This window comes from Enterococcus sp. (genome assembly GCF_032555305.1).
GTDB lineage: Bacteria > Bacillota > Bacilli > Lactobacillales > Enterococcaceae > Enterococcus_A.
The window spans coordinates 1-14,161 of sequence record NZ_JAWGOQ010000053.1 but is presented as its reverse complement, the minus strand read 5'-3'; the positions used below and the strand labels follow the sequence as shown (position 1 = coordinate 14,161).

Annotated in this window: 20 protein-coding genes; 5 read left to right on the top strand and 15 right to left on the bottom strand. The window is 42.1% G+C overall.

The annotated features are described in order from the left end of the window. The 4 genes from E6139_RS22485 to E6139_RS22470 all read left to right on the top strand — a co-directional run. Window positions 1-487 (top strand): hypothetical protein (locus E6139_RS22485; protein WP_316405787.1); only part of this gene is annotated, 487 nt, incomplete at its 5' end. A gap of 122 nt (window positions 488-609) precedes the next feature. Next, the gene (locus E6139_RS22480) at window positions 610-1,041 is read left to right on the top strand and encodes a phage holin family protein (RefSeq protein ID WP_316405786.1); all 432 of its coding nucleotides are present in this window, start codon (window positions 610-612) and stop codon (window positions 1,039-1,041) included. 12 nt (window positions 1,042-1,053) lie between these two features. Next, entirely contained in the window at window positions 1,054-1,347 is a 294-nt protein-coding gene (locus E6139_RS22475) for a peptidoglycan amidohydrolase family protein (RefSeq protein WP_316405785.1), read from the top strand. A gap of 126 nt (window positions 1,348-1,473) precedes the next feature. Then, the gene (locus E6139_RS22470) at window positions 1,474-1,851 is read left to right on the top strand and encodes a peptidoglycan endopeptidase (RefSeq protein ID WP_316405784.1); all 378 of its coding nucleotides are present in this window, start codon (window positions 1,474-1,476) and stop codon (window positions 1,849-1,851) included. A gap of 303 nt (window positions 1,852-2,154) precedes the next feature. On the opposite strand, the gene E6139_RS22465 is transcribed toward E6139_RS22470, so the two are convergent. Further along, window positions 2,155-2,670, bottom strand: a complete 516-nt coding sequence (locus E6139_RS22465) for a transposase (protein ID WP_316405783.1) — start codon at window positions 2,668-2,670, stop codon at window positions 2,155-2,157. Window positions 2,671-2,944: 274 nt separating this feature from the next. Between E6139_RS22465 and E6139_RS22460 the strand changes: the two genes are divergently transcribed. Beyond that, window positions 2,945-3,679, top strand: coding sequence for a MurR/RpiR family transcriptional regulator (locus tag E6139_RS22460; protein WP_316405782.1), 735 nt, complete (start codon window positions 2,945-2,947; stop codon window positions 3,677-3,679). 82 nt (window positions 3,680-3,761) lie between these two features. Here the strand turns inward: E6139_RS22460 and E6139_RS22455 are convergent, their stop codons facing one another. From E6139_RS22455 to E6139_RS22395, 14 genes are all read right to left on the bottom strand, one after another. Then, entirely contained in the window at window positions 3,762-4,070 is a 309-nt protein-coding gene (locus tag E6139_RS22455; RefSeq protein ID WP_316405781.1) for a uroporphyrinogen-III synthase, read from the bottom strand. Window positions 4,071-4,084: 14 nt separating this feature from the next. Continuing rightward, window positions 4,085-4,981 (bottom strand): hydroxymethylbilane synthase, encoded by an 897-nt coding sequence (hemC, locus tag E6139_RS22450; RefSeq protein ID WP_316405780.1) that lies wholly within the window; start codon window positions 4,979-4,981, stop codon window positions 4,085-4,087. Window positions 4,982-4,997: 16 nt separating this feature from the next. Beyond that, entirely contained in the window at window positions 4,998-5,822 is an 825-nt protein-coding gene (locus E6139_RS22445; protein WP_316405779.1) for a formate/nitrite transporter family protein, read from the bottom strand. A 4-nt stretch (window positions 5,823-5,826) separates the two neighbouring features. Then, a complete protein-coding gene (gene cobA / locus E6139_RS22440; protein ID WP_316405778.1) occupies window positions 5,827-6,786 on the bottom strand; it encodes a uroporphyrinogen-III C-methyltransferase in 960 nt (319 codons plus the stop codon). A gap of 3 nt (window positions 6,787-6,789) precedes the next feature. Further along, the gene (locus E6139_RS22435) at window positions 6,790-7,104 is read right to left on the bottom strand and encodes a nitrite reductase (NAD(P)H) small subunit (protein WP_316405777.1); all 315 of its coding nucleotides are present in this window, start codon (window positions 7,102-7,104) and stop codon (window positions 6,790-6,792) included. Further along, window positions 7,097-9,535 carry a nitrite reductase large subunit NirB gene (gene nirB, locus E6139_RS22430; protein WP_316405776.1) on the bottom strand — a complete coding sequence of 813 codons (2,439 nt, stop codon included), beginning with the start codon at window positions 9,533-9,535 and terminating at the stop codon, window positions 7,097-7,099. Before nirB ends, E6139_RS22435 begins: the two co-directional genes overlap by 8 nt. Window positions 9,536-9,637: 102 nt before the next feature. Next, the gene (locus E6139_RS22425) at window positions 9,638-10,084 is read right to left on the bottom strand and encodes a bifunctional precorrin-2 dehydrogenase/sirohydrochlorin ferrochelatase (RefSeq protein WP_316405775.1); all 447 of its coding nucleotides are present in this window, start codon (window positions 10,082-10,084) and stop codon (window positions 9,638-9,640) included. Then, on the bottom strand, window positions 10,069-10,767 hold the full coding sequence (locus tag E6139_RS22420; protein WP_316405774.1) for a sirohydrochlorin chelatase: 699 nt from the start codon (window positions 10,765-10,767) through the stop codon (window positions 10,069-10,071). Before E6139_RS22420 ends, E6139_RS22425 begins: the two co-directional genes overlap by 16 nt. A 44-nt stretch (window positions 10,768-10,811) precedes the next feature. Beyond that, complete coding sequence (locus E6139_RS22415; RefSeq protein WP_316405773.1) at window positions 10,812-11,444, bottom strand: response regulator transcription factor; 633 nt, start codon at window positions 11,442-11,444, stop codon at window positions 10,812-10,814. Further along, entirely contained in the window at window positions 11,441-12,427 is a 987-nt protein-coding gene (locus E6139_RS22410) for a sensor histidine kinase (RefSeq protein WP_316405772.1), read from the bottom strand. The genes E6139_RS22415 and E6139_RS22410 overlap by 4 nt, the downstream gene beginning before the upstream one ends. Then, window positions 12,420-12,863, bottom strand: coding sequence for a GAF domain-containing protein (locus E6139_RS22405; RefSeq protein WP_316405771.1), 444 nt, complete (start codon window positions 12,861-12,863; stop codon window positions 12,420-12,422). The genes E6139_RS22410 and E6139_RS22405 overlap by 8 nt, the downstream gene beginning before the upstream one ends. A 410-nt stretch (window positions 12,864-13,273) precedes the next feature. After that, the gene (locus E6139_RS22925) at window positions 13,274-13,423 is read right to left on the bottom strand and encodes a hypothetical protein (protein ID WP_410470563.1); all 150 of its coding nucleotides are present in this window, start codon (window positions 13,421-13,423) and stop codon (window positions 13,274-13,276) included. A 6-nt stretch (window positions 13,424-13,429) separates the two neighbouring features. Beyond that, window positions 13,430-13,567, bottom strand: a complete 138-nt coding sequence (locus tag E6139_RS22400) for a hypothetical protein (RefSeq protein WP_316405770.1) — start codon at window positions 13,565-13,567, stop codon at window positions 13,430-13,432. A 14-nt stretch (window positions 13,568-13,581) separates the two neighbouring features. Beyond that, a complete protein-coding gene (locus E6139_RS22395) occupies window positions 13,582-13,734 on the bottom strand; it encodes a hypothetical protein (RefSeq protein WP_316405769.1) in 153 nt (50 codons plus the stop codon). Window positions 13,735-14,161 lie beyond the last annotated feature (427 nt).

The window sequence follows — 14,161 nt, the reverse complement described above, 5'->3', positions numbered from 1 at the left end:
ACTAACAAAACTAGATATTTGTACACAAAACGGCGTAAAACTATTTGATACGGTGATCACGGCTAAGGTCTTGACTCACATTGATACAGTGATGTTCGACCCAGAAACGGAAACAAAAGGTCTTACCTATTACGGCAAGCCAGCCAAAGAAGCCAGCTGTCAAGAAGTTGGTTGCTTTAACTTGGCGGAGAAACCGGAAGAAAAACCGGCAGCACCAAAGCAAACGGTATTACCAATAACACCCTATGGCCGCTACTTCAAGCGATTAACTAGTATTGAACCAGCAGAAAAGCTAGAAGTAACAGTGGAAAAGGACGCTCTTCCACAACCTCGACCAATTGAGAATAGCGAGCAGAAACAAGATTTTGTATCACTGACTGAACCTGATTCAAGCCAAGACACAAACAAACGAAACGGACTACTTCAATGGCTCCACCAAATCAGAAAGAAAAATAAAGAAGGCCCAACTGAAATTCCGCGGGAATAGCTTTTTCGCGATTACATCCGATCTTTGAAAATTTCATACTGCGTAGGAGAACAACATTTTACTGACACCTGCGATTTTACTCGCAGGTGTTTCCAACTAATTATAGAAAGCGAGGAATGTCTATGAACCTAGTATCAATCGTAACTGGAGGAAGTATCCTCGATTATTTATTCGGCGGAAGCGTGCCGATCATGGGTGTTTTTCTGACAATGGTTGGACTGGATCTCACGACTGGATACGTAAAAGCCTTAAAAAATCACACTTGGGTCTCTTCCATCAATCTTTATGGACTGTTTACCAAATTTATCACCTTCTCCACCATCATCTGCGCTGCGGCATTGGATAAGATAGCACCAACCGTTGGGATTACTTTACCCATCAACGTGGCGCTGATCTGGACGGCTTTACTGATTGTTTATGAGATTGGCTCGATTCTGGAAAACGCCCACGAATTCGGATTGAAGATCACGTGGCTGCAGAAATGGCTGCGGATCTTTGAACGAGATGTTGGAAAGTTGCCTGACCAAGACGATCAGGATAACAACGTTTGGTAGGGGAAATTCAAGATGCTGGCTACTGAAACCGCTCTGCAATATGGGCTGAATTTACGAGGAAAAGTCTGTTACTCCATGTCCAAGCGGCTTGGTGTTCGTTCGATGGATTGTTCTAGTTTTGTTTTTCGTGCGTTGATCGCGGCGGGTTTTCTGCCTGTAAATTCCTATATCGGAAATACAGAGACTCTATTCAAATTGAATGGCACCTTATTGGAAGAAATCAGTCGCTCAGAGGTTCGGCGAGGAAACCTTTGGATAGCGGGACATGAAGGGGATTCATTAGGATCGGCTGGTCATACCGGCTGACATTTGAGCGACGTCAACGGTGACGCCTTGCATTGTACTTATTGAAAAGGCTGTCAAAACATCGCCGTTACTAAAGCGATTGGTTGGGGTGACGATTATTCCGGCTTCCCTGTGCGTTATTTTCGGGTGAAAAACTCGAGTTTCGCAAGTCTAAACGAAAACATTGCGCAACAACGCATGCTAGCGATCGATGGTTCGTGGGGGCTTGCCACCACCAGACGATTACAGGAAGTGTTATTTTGCAGGAACAAAGACGGTCTCATCAGCGAGCAGATCAGAAATCCTGCGAATCAAGCGATTCCCTCTGTTCAGTTTGGAAATGGCAGTTCAAATATGATTCGCAGACTCCAAGCTTTATTGAGTGTGCCCTCAGATAGGAATTTTGAACCAGTTACTTGTCTTGCATTGCAAAAAAGGATGGTCACGATCCAAGATGGGATTATTAGTCTGGAATCTGATTGTGTAAAAGCGATGCAAAACAAACTAAATAAAGACCAATTATAATTTTTTGAAGAAGAGCAAGCATCTCCCTGCGATTGACGTAGGGGGATTTGATTTCCTTTCAATAATATTTCTTGAATAGCCTGAAAACTGTATAATAGAGATGATCGTGAGGTGTTCGATGTGCGTTTAGAAAACTATTTAACTCACTAGTGTTGCACAAATATAGTCAGAATAATCTGAAAGCGACCTCTCGCTAAATTTTTCAAAAAATCGAATGCTTACGCAAGGGATGACTCTTTTCCAGAAAATTATTGTGCGTATTCAACTGAATCTTAAAAGCGTCGACAACTTATTTAGTCGAAATCACCCAGGTCTGTGGCGTTCTAACCAGATTTTTGCGGACTCAAAACGCAGGTAATGAAAGGAGCGCTTCAACTGAAAGAGGGTCGCTGTCGAATTCAATTCGATCTTTACCAAATAGATCAACAGCGTCGCAATCAGTGTAAGAATCACTTGATTGATCGTCAAATTCTGTTTTAAATGTTTGAAGAACAGCTCAATCTGCCAGCGTGCTTGATACATGTCGGCGACTTCATTTGGCGAAACGTCAAAGCGATTGGTTACGATGCGCAAGAGGCGCTGCCCTTTCGTCAGAACCGTTACTAAACGAAATCGTTCTGTGATGTGATTGTTTCCGCTGCCTAAAATGACGTGTTGATCACTGATAATCTGACCGTCTGTTGTTTTTCGATTCACGAGTTCCATTTGTTCTAAGACGGTGATCGTCGTATTGGATTTTGTCCGTGTCACAAAGAAATAGCCGTCATTGTGCAAACGATCCAGCAGTCGTGAAGTCCAGTTTTTTACTGTAAGAATCAAACTGATAAATCATTTAAATTTATTGCAGAAAACCATTTCTGAAAGGTTGTTTTTGAGTTATACTTATCCATGCTTAGGTCCTTTTTATTGGTCTTGGATAAGTCATCCAAGAGTAGTATAAAGGACTTTTTTGTGGTTGGACAGCTGTACATAAAGCTTTTGATAGATTAGGAAGTCTTTGCAACACTAGTGCTCTAAATCAAAAGTAATGAGTGTTTGTCCTTAATTTTCCATTAATCAAATAGCGGAAAAAACTTATTCTTCCAAATCTGCGTTGGTTAGATTTGGTAAAGGGTTAGGCTTTACTGGCTGGAAAGATTTTTCCAATAAGTTAATTGAAGATGTTCGCTACGAACAAACTCATTATTCAGAGATTGACCCTAATATTCCCTTTGATCAGACAGATGACTTGGCCGAAATTATAAAAAATATTGCTACTATCCAAATTGAAAGCATTCAAGATTCCGCAGACAAAATAGAGCTTCCTCATTTAAAAAGAGCGATAGAAATGCTGAGTCAAGCGCGTAGAATCGTGGTTCTAGGTGTTAGTCCGAACAATTTATTGGGAGATATTTTTAGGCGGAAAATGAATACGATTGGTAGATCTGTGGAGGTCATTCTGAGTGGAGAAACGGGGATTACTGTAAGTGGGTTGACAAAATATGATGCTGCGATCCTGATTTCTTACTCAGGAAATGATGTTTCCAGAGAACCGATGAAATTTATTCCCCAAATGAAACGTCAAGGAGTCAAATTAATTGGTGTAACCAGCGATGGTGGAAATTACATCCATCAGGAAATTGAGACAATCCTAAGAATTTCTTTTAGAGAGCGACTTTATAAGAAAATCAGTAATTTCTCTACGGAGGAGTCAATTTTATTCTTACTGAACATCCTTTATGCTGGTGTATTCTCGAAAAATTATTTAACAAATTACAATTTCAAGGTACAAAATTCAATGAATCTTGAGGAGACACGTTTATTACATCAGACAGATATTAAAGAATGAAGAACAAGGAGAGGTGTTTTTTCACTTCCTCTCCTTGTTCTTCATTCTAATAGTATCTATTGATCATGTACCTTCCAATTGTTTAAAAAATGTTCTGTTTCAGTAAGTGCATGTTTTTTTCAGTCTCAACAGAACTGATAAATGTCGGATCAAAGCCCAATTTTCTGACTTTCTGCGCTGATTTTGCGCCGATCACAGCGATCTTTGTTCTTGGAACAGCGACCAACAATGTCTGTTCTACAGCAGTCTGACTCGTGAAGAAAATCCATTGACTGGCTCTTAATTGTTGAAGCTGCTGATTGGGTATCTCGTTGAAATGGATCGACGTTAGCCGCAGCAGCTCAATTTGAAAGTTGCGATCTTCGAAAAAGGGCGCATCCGCTGCGTTCAATCCGGCACCTCGGGTCAACAGCAGGGTTTTTGCGGTAGTAACTGACCCACTGCTTGTTTTGCTAATAATAACGGATCACTTCCTGTCAAATGAATCTTTCTGCCTTGATCCTCCATATCCTCGGCTAAAAAGGCATAAAAATCCCAAGTATTCCCAATTTTTTCTGCGAATGCGCCGATTGGTATATCACAATTTCCATTCATTTCTGCCAAATAAAAACGCTCTGCACTGGCAGCTTCATGAGTTTGAGGATCAGTGATCTCTGCTAATAACGCCGACAGGTTCTGATCTTCCTTTCGGCATTCCACCCCTAGTATCCCCTGACCGATCGCCGGGACACATACTTCCGGTGCCAATATTTGATAGGCTGGCAGGTTAGAAAAATAATTCATCCGTTCTAAGCCGGCACAGGCCAAAACCGTCCCATCCATTTTTTCACTGATCATTTTTTCTAAGCGCGTTTCGATCTTCCCACGAATCGGGACAAAATGCATCTGGGGATACCTTAGGCTTAATTGTTTGGCTCTGCGAATGCTGCTGGTGCCAATAACGAGCTCTTGTTGACTTTTTAGCACGTTTTGATCCTTTAAAATCAAGCAATCCAGTGGCATCGCCCGTTTAGGTGTGGCGGCTAACATGAGGTCGGCTGGGAGAATAGCGGGCATATCCTTTAAGCTATGTACGGCAAAGTCGATCTGCTTTTGTTGTAATTGATATTCTACTTCCTTAACAAAGACACCTTTCCCTCCGATTTGAGTTAAAGGTGCCTGCTGCAGACGATCTCCTTTGGTTGAAAGTCCGACGATCTCAATCTCCAATGACGGGTGCTTTTCTTTTAGTAATTTCACGACTATTTGTGTTTGCTTCATCGCCAAAGGGCTTTTTCTTGTGCCCACTTTTAATCGTCTCATAGGATTCCTCGATCTATTATTTTTCCTCCACTATTATAGAGGAAGGTTCGTCATTTTCCAATTCTTGCGTTTTTGGCTTCATGCCAACTTTGAAGGCCAGAAAATACATACCCGCCAGAATGACACCGCCGCCAACCAAATTGCCTGACCACACGAAAATCATGTTCTCAACAAATTGTCCAATCGTGACGCCCCCGGCAAGTACGCCAGCAGCGATAAGAAACATATTTGCCACCACGTGCTGGTAGCCTGCGATCACAAAACCCGCGACAGGCAGCCAAGTACCGAAGATTTTTCCAATAAAATCACGTGACGCCATGTTCATATAGACCCCTGTACAGACTAAAATATTACAGGCGATACCTGATAAAAACGCCTGTAACGGTCCATCAGCCACACGGCCCTGGGCTACCATGATGGTACGATCCACAAAAGCTCCTTGTAACGTATTTGAAAAATAGCCAAAGAAGATGGCTACAGCCAGTGCCCCGACCAAGTTGAAAAGAGTGACTAAAAACATATTACGAGCCCATTGCTTCAAAGTGATTTCCTTGGCATAAAGCGCCATGCTGACTGCCAGCATGTTTCCTGTAACTAATTCGCCGCCAACTAGAAGTAAACAAATCAAGCCGAATGGGAAAACGACCGCTCCTAATAAGTTTACTAGGGTGCCCCACTCTTTTGGCATAGAACCCATAGTCCGAATCATGGCAACACCGGCTAACCCGATAAATACTCCAGCCATCACCCCTAATACGGCAATAGTTAGAAAACTATAATTCGCTTTCGCCTTGCCTCTTGCGATCGCTTCATCCACTAAATCTTTTGGTGATAAAGACATACTTTTACTCTCCTCTTTGCTTATTTAAAAATAATCCTTCGGCTGCTTGTTCCATAAAAATGATTTGCTCAAAGGTCTGTTCGGCTAAATACCGGTCACTGATGCTGTCGAATCGCAGATCTCGTTTTTCACCTACCTGGTGCCACCAGACATCTGCGCCAGCACTTGTATATTGGATCAGCTCGTCGATCGTTGGCGAACGGGTCGATACAAGCAGACACCGCAGACCATATTTAGGTAGTTTTTCGAACCAATTTAATTTTTGCTCACCCGAAACCACCTCACCGATCAGGATCATCGCCGGATTTTTGAGCCTTTCTTCAGCGATCATTGGTAAAATCGTTGATAAGGTCCCAATCACTTTCTTTTGCCGCCCATAGGTCCCCCAACTGATAATGGCGATTTCGGTTCTTGGGGAAAAGCCATTGCTAGACAAATGAGTAACAAGGCTTGGCAATGCCTCGACTCCCATATATACGCAGAGCGTTTGTTCTTTGGTTAAGACTGGAAAAGTCGCGATTTTATTTTCTTTTACATACCCAGTCATGAAAGTGACAGCTCTTGCCCGTTCTCTTTCTGTTAAAGAAATCCCATTGTAAGCAGCCGTTCCGCTGGCTGCCGTGATCCCAGGAATGATTTCAAAGGAAATTCCCTCACTAGTGACGGTCTCGAGTTCTTCGGTCAAGCGGCCGAAAATCCCCGGGTCGCCCCCCTTTAAGCGAACGACCTGGGCATACTTCTTTTCTGTATCAATCAGAAGCTGATTGATGGCTTCCTGCTTCATGCTGTTTTGATAAGGGGTTTTTCCAACATAAATCAGCACACAATCGGCTTTGCAATAAAATAGCAGCAGTGGATTAACTAAACGATCGTAGATGACCGCATCGGCTTCCTGTAGTCTTCTTTTCCCCTTAACGGTTAGTAATTCAAGATCACCGGGGCCGGCGCCAACAAAGGAAATCATTGGCTAGACCTCGATATAGATATCGTCTTCAACGATTTCAACGGGGTAGGTCTTTACTTGTCCGTCATCCGGTTCTTGGATCTTTCCATCGATTAGAGAGATCTTATACTCACGCATTGGCTCATATAGATACTCGCCTGAGACGATACCCTCTAAAACAGGTCCCTTAGTCAAGGGGCAATAGTCTTCAATCGCATATACTCTGCCATCAGATAATTCAAAGAGTGCGATCTTTTGATCGGCTAAAACAACCGATCGGCCAATCCGCGGGATCAGCTTTGATTTTTTTGTTGCTAATAATTTTGACAAGTTATTCACCTACTCCCACTAGTTCTGGCTTTTCGATCGTATACATTTTTTCTCTTAAATCAAGGTCTTTGGTAATTGGCTGCCAAGCATCCTTCCGGCCTTTTGCGGCAATCGCGACATTTAAGCTCTTCCAAAGCGCTTGACGTTTGTCAGGGTCTAACAGAATCGTCTTGACATTTTCGAAACCCATCCGTTCGACCCAAGGCGCTGTGCGTTCGCCATAAATCCCTGTTTCACGGTAATATTGCAGCATCGCTCCACATAGATCGATGACTTCTTCCTCCGTCTCGACCGTCACAAGATGCTGTGCCTCGACCAATTCGGTTCCGCCATTTCCGCCGATCAAGATTTGGAAGCCATTTTCGACACTGATAATGCCAAAATCCTTCACCGCTGATTCCACACAGCTTCGCGGACAACCTGAAACCCCAACTTTGAATTTGTGAGGCGTATCAATATATTCAAAATTCTTTTCGATCTCAATGCCGAGCTCCATCGTTTTTTGGGTACCAAAGCGGCAGAAGCTTTGACCGACACACGTCTTCACTGATCGGAATACTTTGCCATAGGCTTGCGCCGCAACCATGTCCAGCTCCTCCCAGATTTTTGGCAGGTCTGCCTTCTTCACGCCATAGAGGCCGATTCGCTGCGATCCTGTCACCTTGACTAGCGGAACATCGTAGGCTTCAGCAACCTGTGCGATCTTTAGTAATTGCTGCGGAGTCGTTTGTCCGCCACGCATTCTTGGAATGACTGAGAAGGTCCCATCTTTTTGGATATTGGCGTGCATTCGTTCATTGACGACACGAGAATCTCTTTCATCCTCATGCTCCGCCGGCCAAGCCACATTCAGATAAAAGTTCACCGCTGGACGACATTTCGAACAGCCTTCTGGATTGCGCCACTTCAATTCAGTAAATACCTCATTCGTACTAGTCAGATGCTTTCCATAGATTTGTGTAACGACCTGATCACGATTCAGATCAGTACACGAACAAATGCCAGTAGCCGTCGTGACCGCGTCACCAAGCTCATATTCCAATAATGTTTGAACCTGTGGCTTGCATTTTCCGCAGGATGTACCGGCTTTGGTCACTTTGCCCACCTCAGCAACACTGGTCAGGCCTTTCTCGCGAATCGAGCGTAAGATTGATCCTTTGTCTACTCCATTACAGCCGCAAACGGTCTCATCGTCTTCCCATTCGATGACATCTGCACCCGTACCAGCCCCTTCACCAACTGCTTGCAGGACCGCGATCGTCTGCAGATCAAGCTCGCTGATCTCTTGGCCCTTTTTCATCATATTATAATAACGGCTTCCGTCATCGGTTTCTCCGTAAAGAACAATTCCTTGAATTTTTCCATCCTTCAAGAATATCTTCTTATATTTTCTAGAGGCGCTGTCGAATGCCTCAATGCTGTCCATGCCTTCTGTATTCAAAATATTCCCTGCTGAATACAGATCAGCGCCGGAAACTTTTAGCGAGGTGAAGGTTTTTGAGCCTTGATAGGCTTTAATCTCACACTGATCGGTCAACAGATCTGCTAAAATTTTTCCCTGCTCGAATAATGGCGCCACTAAGCCATAACAAACGCCGTTATGCTCGACACACTCGCCAACACCATAAATATCTGGCAAATTGGTTTCCATATAATCATTTACGACAATTCCGCGATTGACTGTTAAGCCGATCTCACGAGCCAGTTCTACAGCCGGGCGAATACCGATCGACATTACGATCAAGTCTGTTTCGATCTCTGTATCATTCGCGAAGCGCATGCCTGTTACGCGTTCTTCTCCCAGAATTTCTTGAGTACTATGCTCCATCAGAAAATGTAGCCCCTGATCTTCTAACTCCGCTTGCAATAATTTCCCAGCTTTTTCATCTAATTGCGTTTCCATTAGCCATTTTGCTAAATGAACGACCGTAACATCCATTCCTTGTTCCTGAAGTCCTTTAGCTGCCTCAAGACCTAACAAGCCACCTCCGATGACCACTGCCTTCTTATATTTGGCAGCCGCTGCCAGCATTTCAGCTGTATCATCGATCGTACGAAAGGCTACCACCCCTTCTTTATCTGCGCCGGGAATCGGCAAGATGAATGGATGAGAGCCTGTCGCAAAAATAATTTTGTCATAAGGCAGTACTTTCCCGGAATTGGTTGTGACAGTTTTCACTTCCTTGTCAATACCAACGGCTGGATCGGCATTAATCAGTGTAATCTGATTTTCTAGATACCATTCGATCGGATTGGTGATTATCTCATCGACAGTCATCTTTTTTTGTAATACGTTTGAAAGCATAATTCGATTATAGTTCGGGTATTGCTCATTGCCAATGATCGTTATCGCATAACGATCAGCGTCACGTTCTAGAATTTCTTCTACTGTACGCACCCCTGCCATACCATTTCCAATAACTACTAAACGTTCTTTCAATCTCTCCACCTCGGCTTCTATTTGTTCACACCATCACAATAAAGGAATTTAGCTCGCTTTTATATAAGGGAATCCCCTATATATTAAAAAAAGCCAACAACCTTAAGTCGCTGACTTCAAAAAATCTTTTATTTTCTCTTTTAATTGTTTCGCCTCTGTCGGTGACTTCCCTTTTGTCGTAATAGCGATTTCGAAATCCGATTCTCTGATCACTGCCATATTGAAAAAATTACTTCGAGACTGTTTCGTTGTGTCGTTGACCAGCTGTTGCGGAGTCGTCTCTTCTAGTATTTGTTGATTGGTGTTTTCATCGTTTGTACAAATAAAGACAAATTGAAAACCTCTCGTATCTCCTCTCTGAAAAGCTCGTTCTTTCAGAAGTACTTTTCCGTGCTCTGCTAACACTTTAATTTCATCTGTGAACTCAGTCGCAAGAATCGTAGGAACAGCTCCTGCCTCGACTAGGCTTTTTGTTTTTCTAGTCGCGATTCTCCCGCCGCCAATAATCAAAACAGGGAACTTTTTTATGTCGATTATGATTGGATACATTGAATTTCCTCTATACGCTCAGAGATTGCTGCCACTAGCGCAGCACTATTTTGCATGGTTGGCAGGAAAATATCAGTCGTGCCTCTTTGTTCAATCAGTTCATTTTTTATTTTCTTCGCTAGATAGCCCTCTGTCAGAAATAATCGTTGAATGATCATTGAACTCTTATGTTCCTTCAGAATCTGTTGATAGGAGTACTCTCCGTAATAACCCGCTGAATAAACCTTTCGTCTGACTCGCTGGTCCACTCGTTGCGCGATTTGCTCTAGCTGCTGAGAGGGTTCAGAATAATGTGACGTTCCATGAGCGATCAAAAGAACTTCAGCATTAGTATCTTCAATAGAGTGAATCTGTTCAACGATAAAACGCTCAACTGCTTTGGTCGTGCCTAAAGTGGATAAAATCTGATAAGGAAGTTTGCCTTCAAGCAGTTTCTTCGCCCGATCCGGTATGTCTTCATTTGCATGTGTTGCTGGGAAAAGTAAAACAGGTAGGAAGACAATTTTTGTAACTGACAGGTTGAGTAAAGAATGCACCGCATCCTCAAACGTTTGAAACTCGCCCTCCAACAGGCCTATTTCATAAGGATATTTAAGCTTTTTTCCGACTTCCTCGATCACCGCGAGATTTGCTGTAGAGAGTTTATTTTTTCGTCCATGTAAAACAAAGATAATTCCGATCATTTTTTTGCTCCTTACTTTGACTAGTTATTATTCGATCATTGCGATTAAAAATCAACCAGATGATTCTTCAAACTATACTGCAACAAACTAGCATAGCTTTTTAACTTTAACTTTTTTCGAATGTTGGCTTTATGAGCCTCGACTGTTTTAACAGAAATAAATAACCGTTCAGCAATCTGTTTATTGTTGTAGCCCAAAGCAATTAATGGTAGTATCTCTTTTTCACGCTTAGAAAGACTGGCATATAGAGGATCTTCCTTTTCCAACGTGATCTCACTTAATTCATGCTCGGAATAGCCATCATAATAACGTTCACCAGCATAGACCTTGCGAATCGCTTTGGTCAAGGTTTCATCATTTGCTGTTTTCAGAATAAAGCCGTCTGCTCGTGCCTCCATTGCTTCACGCACATACGAACGATCATCATACATAGTCAAAATAATTACCTTGACCTGAGGAAAGGTTTCTTTCATTCGTTTGGTCGTCAGTAATCCATTCTCTCCTGGAGGCATACTGATATCCATCAATACGATATCGATCGGACTATTTTCAATGATCATAAAGGCTTCGTGACCATCGGCTGCATCTGCCACCACGTTCATATCTGGCTGTGCATTGACTAGGAAGGCCAGCGCGTTGCGAATCATAACATGATCATCGGCAATTAAAATTCTCATCTATCTTGCTCCTCTCTCAAAGGAACCCGTATCTGAATAAACGTTCCCTGGTGTAGTTTAGAGTTAATTATCAACTCGCTACCAATCGAATGTGCGCGTTCCTTCATATTTGCCAATCCAAACCCTTTTTTTTGATGTCCCACATCAAAACCTATGCCTTGATCCTTTATCTCGATGAATAGTTCGTACGTTCTGAAAGACAGTTGCATGCTCATTTGATTTTCGCCTGAATACTTCATTGCGTTATTCACAGCTTCTTGAATAATCCGATAAATCGTGATTCGAACTTCTTCGTTGATTCTCTGTTCTTCTCCATCAATAATCATGTCAATCTCAAATCCTGTCATCTCACTTGTTCGATCAATAAACTGTTCCAACGCATGAACTAAGCCAAATTCGTCGATCTCCAGCGGACGTAATTCGCTTGCCATATTTTTAATCTCTGATAAAACCTCCGAAAAATGCTGATGAATTCGCTTATATTTCTCTATTTGCTCTTCGTCAGATAGCCATTTCAACCCCTGTGTTTCCAACATTAAGCTATAGACACTTTGCGCGATACCATCATGAAGATCCTGAGCGATTTTCTTTCGTTCATATTCGCGAGCACTGTTCAAGTAATCAAAAAAGGAGGCTTCATCAGCTGTTGTTTTTCTTGCCTGAATTTCTAAAATCTGATAGTCACCTTCACAATTGACGCTTCCCCAAAACTCTTCCTTGTTCCCACTTATGTCTAATAAAACAAAGGGAAATCCCGCTGGCGAAATTTGCTCGGACAAAGAACAATTTAAACACTCTTCCTTTGTACTATGTAATGCACAGCCTTCGCCACGACTAATTTCTAAAATCGATTTCAGGTTAAATCGATAGTCTTGTTCAAGTTGTTGTCCTCGTTTGGTTACTGCAATGACTTCATCTGCTGAATCTAGAATCCAGATCGCCTCTTGAATGAGATGAAATAATGATCTAGGCAACTCAATCATTGATTCCTTCCTCCTTTAGCAAGGGTCCTAATTCAAGGGCAGCATTTTCTAAACAGTCTCGTTTCTGCGAGCTGAATGAGCGCTCCTCACGACAGCCGATCATTAGTACAGCAATTACCTCACCTTGTTCCATTACTGGAGTTGCCAGTGCTACCTGTAGCTTTTCTAGTCTAGCAATCGGATATTCAATTAATTTCTCTGGATGTTCAAATATATTTTCATCTAGCTGTGTACGTGCTGTTTTCCACACAGTCCCTGCGATCCCCCGGCCTACCTGCAGGCGAATCTTTTTATAGGCTTCACTTTGATTTCCGACAACATACAGCCAACGAATCTCCTTAGGTTCATTCTCTTTTGCCACATTACTGGCAATCCCGACAAAATCAAACGTTCCTTGTTTCTTTAGCTCTCGCAACCATTCTTGAATAGTATTCATAATGACTACTCCAATTCCCATTATTTTTAACCTAGACTTGTTATTCGTTCATGAATTCACTATTATCATACCAAAGTCTTACGAATAACCCTATAAGTAAATAGCTATTAATGGGAAGTGTTGAATTGTGCAAAGATGTATCCCTGCTTTGATTCTTTATCAACGCAGGATACTACACACAAAGGCAACTCTACAATAAGTCTAAATGATAGGAAGATAAAGATTGTTTCTTTTGGATAAAATAACTCGCTGATCGAACTTGTGTCATTCAGGTTCAATCAGCGAGTCTTGGTATGTTTATCTCAAAAGAATCTCCAGCTCTTTAACTAAGGACTGATGATCCAAAGCCTCTAAAAACTCCAGCAGCTTCTTTGCTTCCACTCTCTTGTCTTCGTTTCCCCTTCCGGCCATTAATACCAGCTCATAGAATTTGTCGCAGACGCGTTGGAGATTTGTTTAAAAAAGATCAGTTGCGTTTCAAAATCAATGAGTTCCAATGTGTTGGTATATAGCTGTATTTCCTGCAGTGTCCACGTCTCCAAATTCGATAAATGCTGAATGATGATTCAGCTGTCTTCCTGATCAACGACAGCCGCATCATAGATTCCTGTTTCATTTATATGAGAAATAGTCTTGATCCTTGAACGAACTTCAGCTTTTCTCACCGTGTTCGCATAGCTTTCCTTTTGTTCTAACTCATGCAAAAGTTCGTAGAGTCCTAGCAGATCATGGCGATTACTACAAGTCCAGCGAAAACAACATTACATAGGAATCCGACCGGCTGAACAACTTTTACGACAGGCGATAAGAATAAGAGTGCTACAAGAATCGTCAGTCCAATGGTTAGATTAGATCTTTTTTGTATGTCCATATTTACTCCTCCTAATTTTTTACTCTTGATGCTCAGAAATAATAGCAAAGATCTTCAAATATGTTCCAAAAAGTCCGAAATACTGGACCTTCTGTTTGTTGGTGCTCTTAGTATAAGGGAAAAGCTCAAAAAGTTTGGTGATCGTGCTTGAACGAAAAAAATGGCACCAAAAAACCACTGAAATAGACTCATTCTCGTCATCTCAGTGGCTTTGATTTTCAGTTTTAGTATACTTTTCTTTTGCCAGAATTTTTGCTCGTTCCTCTTCAACTAGACGATGGACAGTGATTCAGGTTTTTTTCTTGAAGGAATCATTTAGTAGAGCATTTTTCCTAAATAATTCATACTTCCAAATCACACCCACAAAAGCTTGATATTATCACTATTTTGCAGAATAGTCATTTTTCACCTATTGGGTACACAAAAA

What these genes read in the sequence shown, in the direction of transcription:
- E6139_RS22480 (WP_316405786.1), top strand. Translation starts at nt 610, where the DNA reads ATGAACCTAGTATCAATCGTAACTGGAGGAAGTATCCTCGATTATTTA.
- E6139_RS22475 (WP_316405785.1), top strand. Translation starts at nt 1,054, where the DNA reads ATGCTGGCTACTGAAACCGCTCTGCAATATGGGCTGAATTTACGAGGA.
- hemC (WP_316405780.1), bottom strand. Translation starts at nt 4,981, where the DNA reads ATGAGACGATTAAAAGTGGGCACAAGAAAAAGCCCTTTGGCGATGAAG.
- E6139_RS22445 (WP_316405779.1), bottom strand. Translation starts at nt 5,822, where the DNA reads ATGTCTTTATCACCAAAAGATTTAGTGGATGAAGCGATCGCAAGAGGC.
- cobA (WP_316405778.1), bottom strand. Translation starts at nt 6,786, where the DNA reads ATGATTTCCTTTGTTGGCGCCGGCCCCGGTGATCTTGAATTACTAACC.
- E6139_RS22425 (WP_316405775.1), bottom strand. Translation starts at nt 10,084, where the DNA reads ATGTATCCAATCATAATCGACATAAAAAAGTTCCCTGTTTTGATTATT.
- E6139_RS22420 (WP_316405774.1), bottom strand. Translation starts at nt 10,767, where the DNA reads ATGATCGGAATTATCTTTGTTTTACATGGACGAAAAAATAAACTCTCT.
- E6139_RS22415 (WP_316405773.1), bottom strand. Translation starts at nt 11,444, where the DNA reads ATGAGAATTTTAATTGCCGATGATCATGTTATGATTCGCAACGCGCTG.
- E6139_RS22410 (WP_316405772.1), bottom strand. Translation starts at nt 12,427, where the DNA reads ATGATTGAGTTGCCTAGATCATTATTTCATCTCATTCAAGAGGCGATC.
- E6139_RS22405 (WP_316405771.1), bottom strand. Translation starts at nt 12,863, where the DNA reads ATGAATACTATTCAAGAATGGTTGCGAGAGCTAAAGAAACAAGGAACG.
- E6139_RS22395 (WP_316405769.1), bottom strand. Translation starts at nt 13,734, where the DNA reads ATGGACATACAAAAAAGATCTAATCTAACCATTGGACTGACGATTCTT.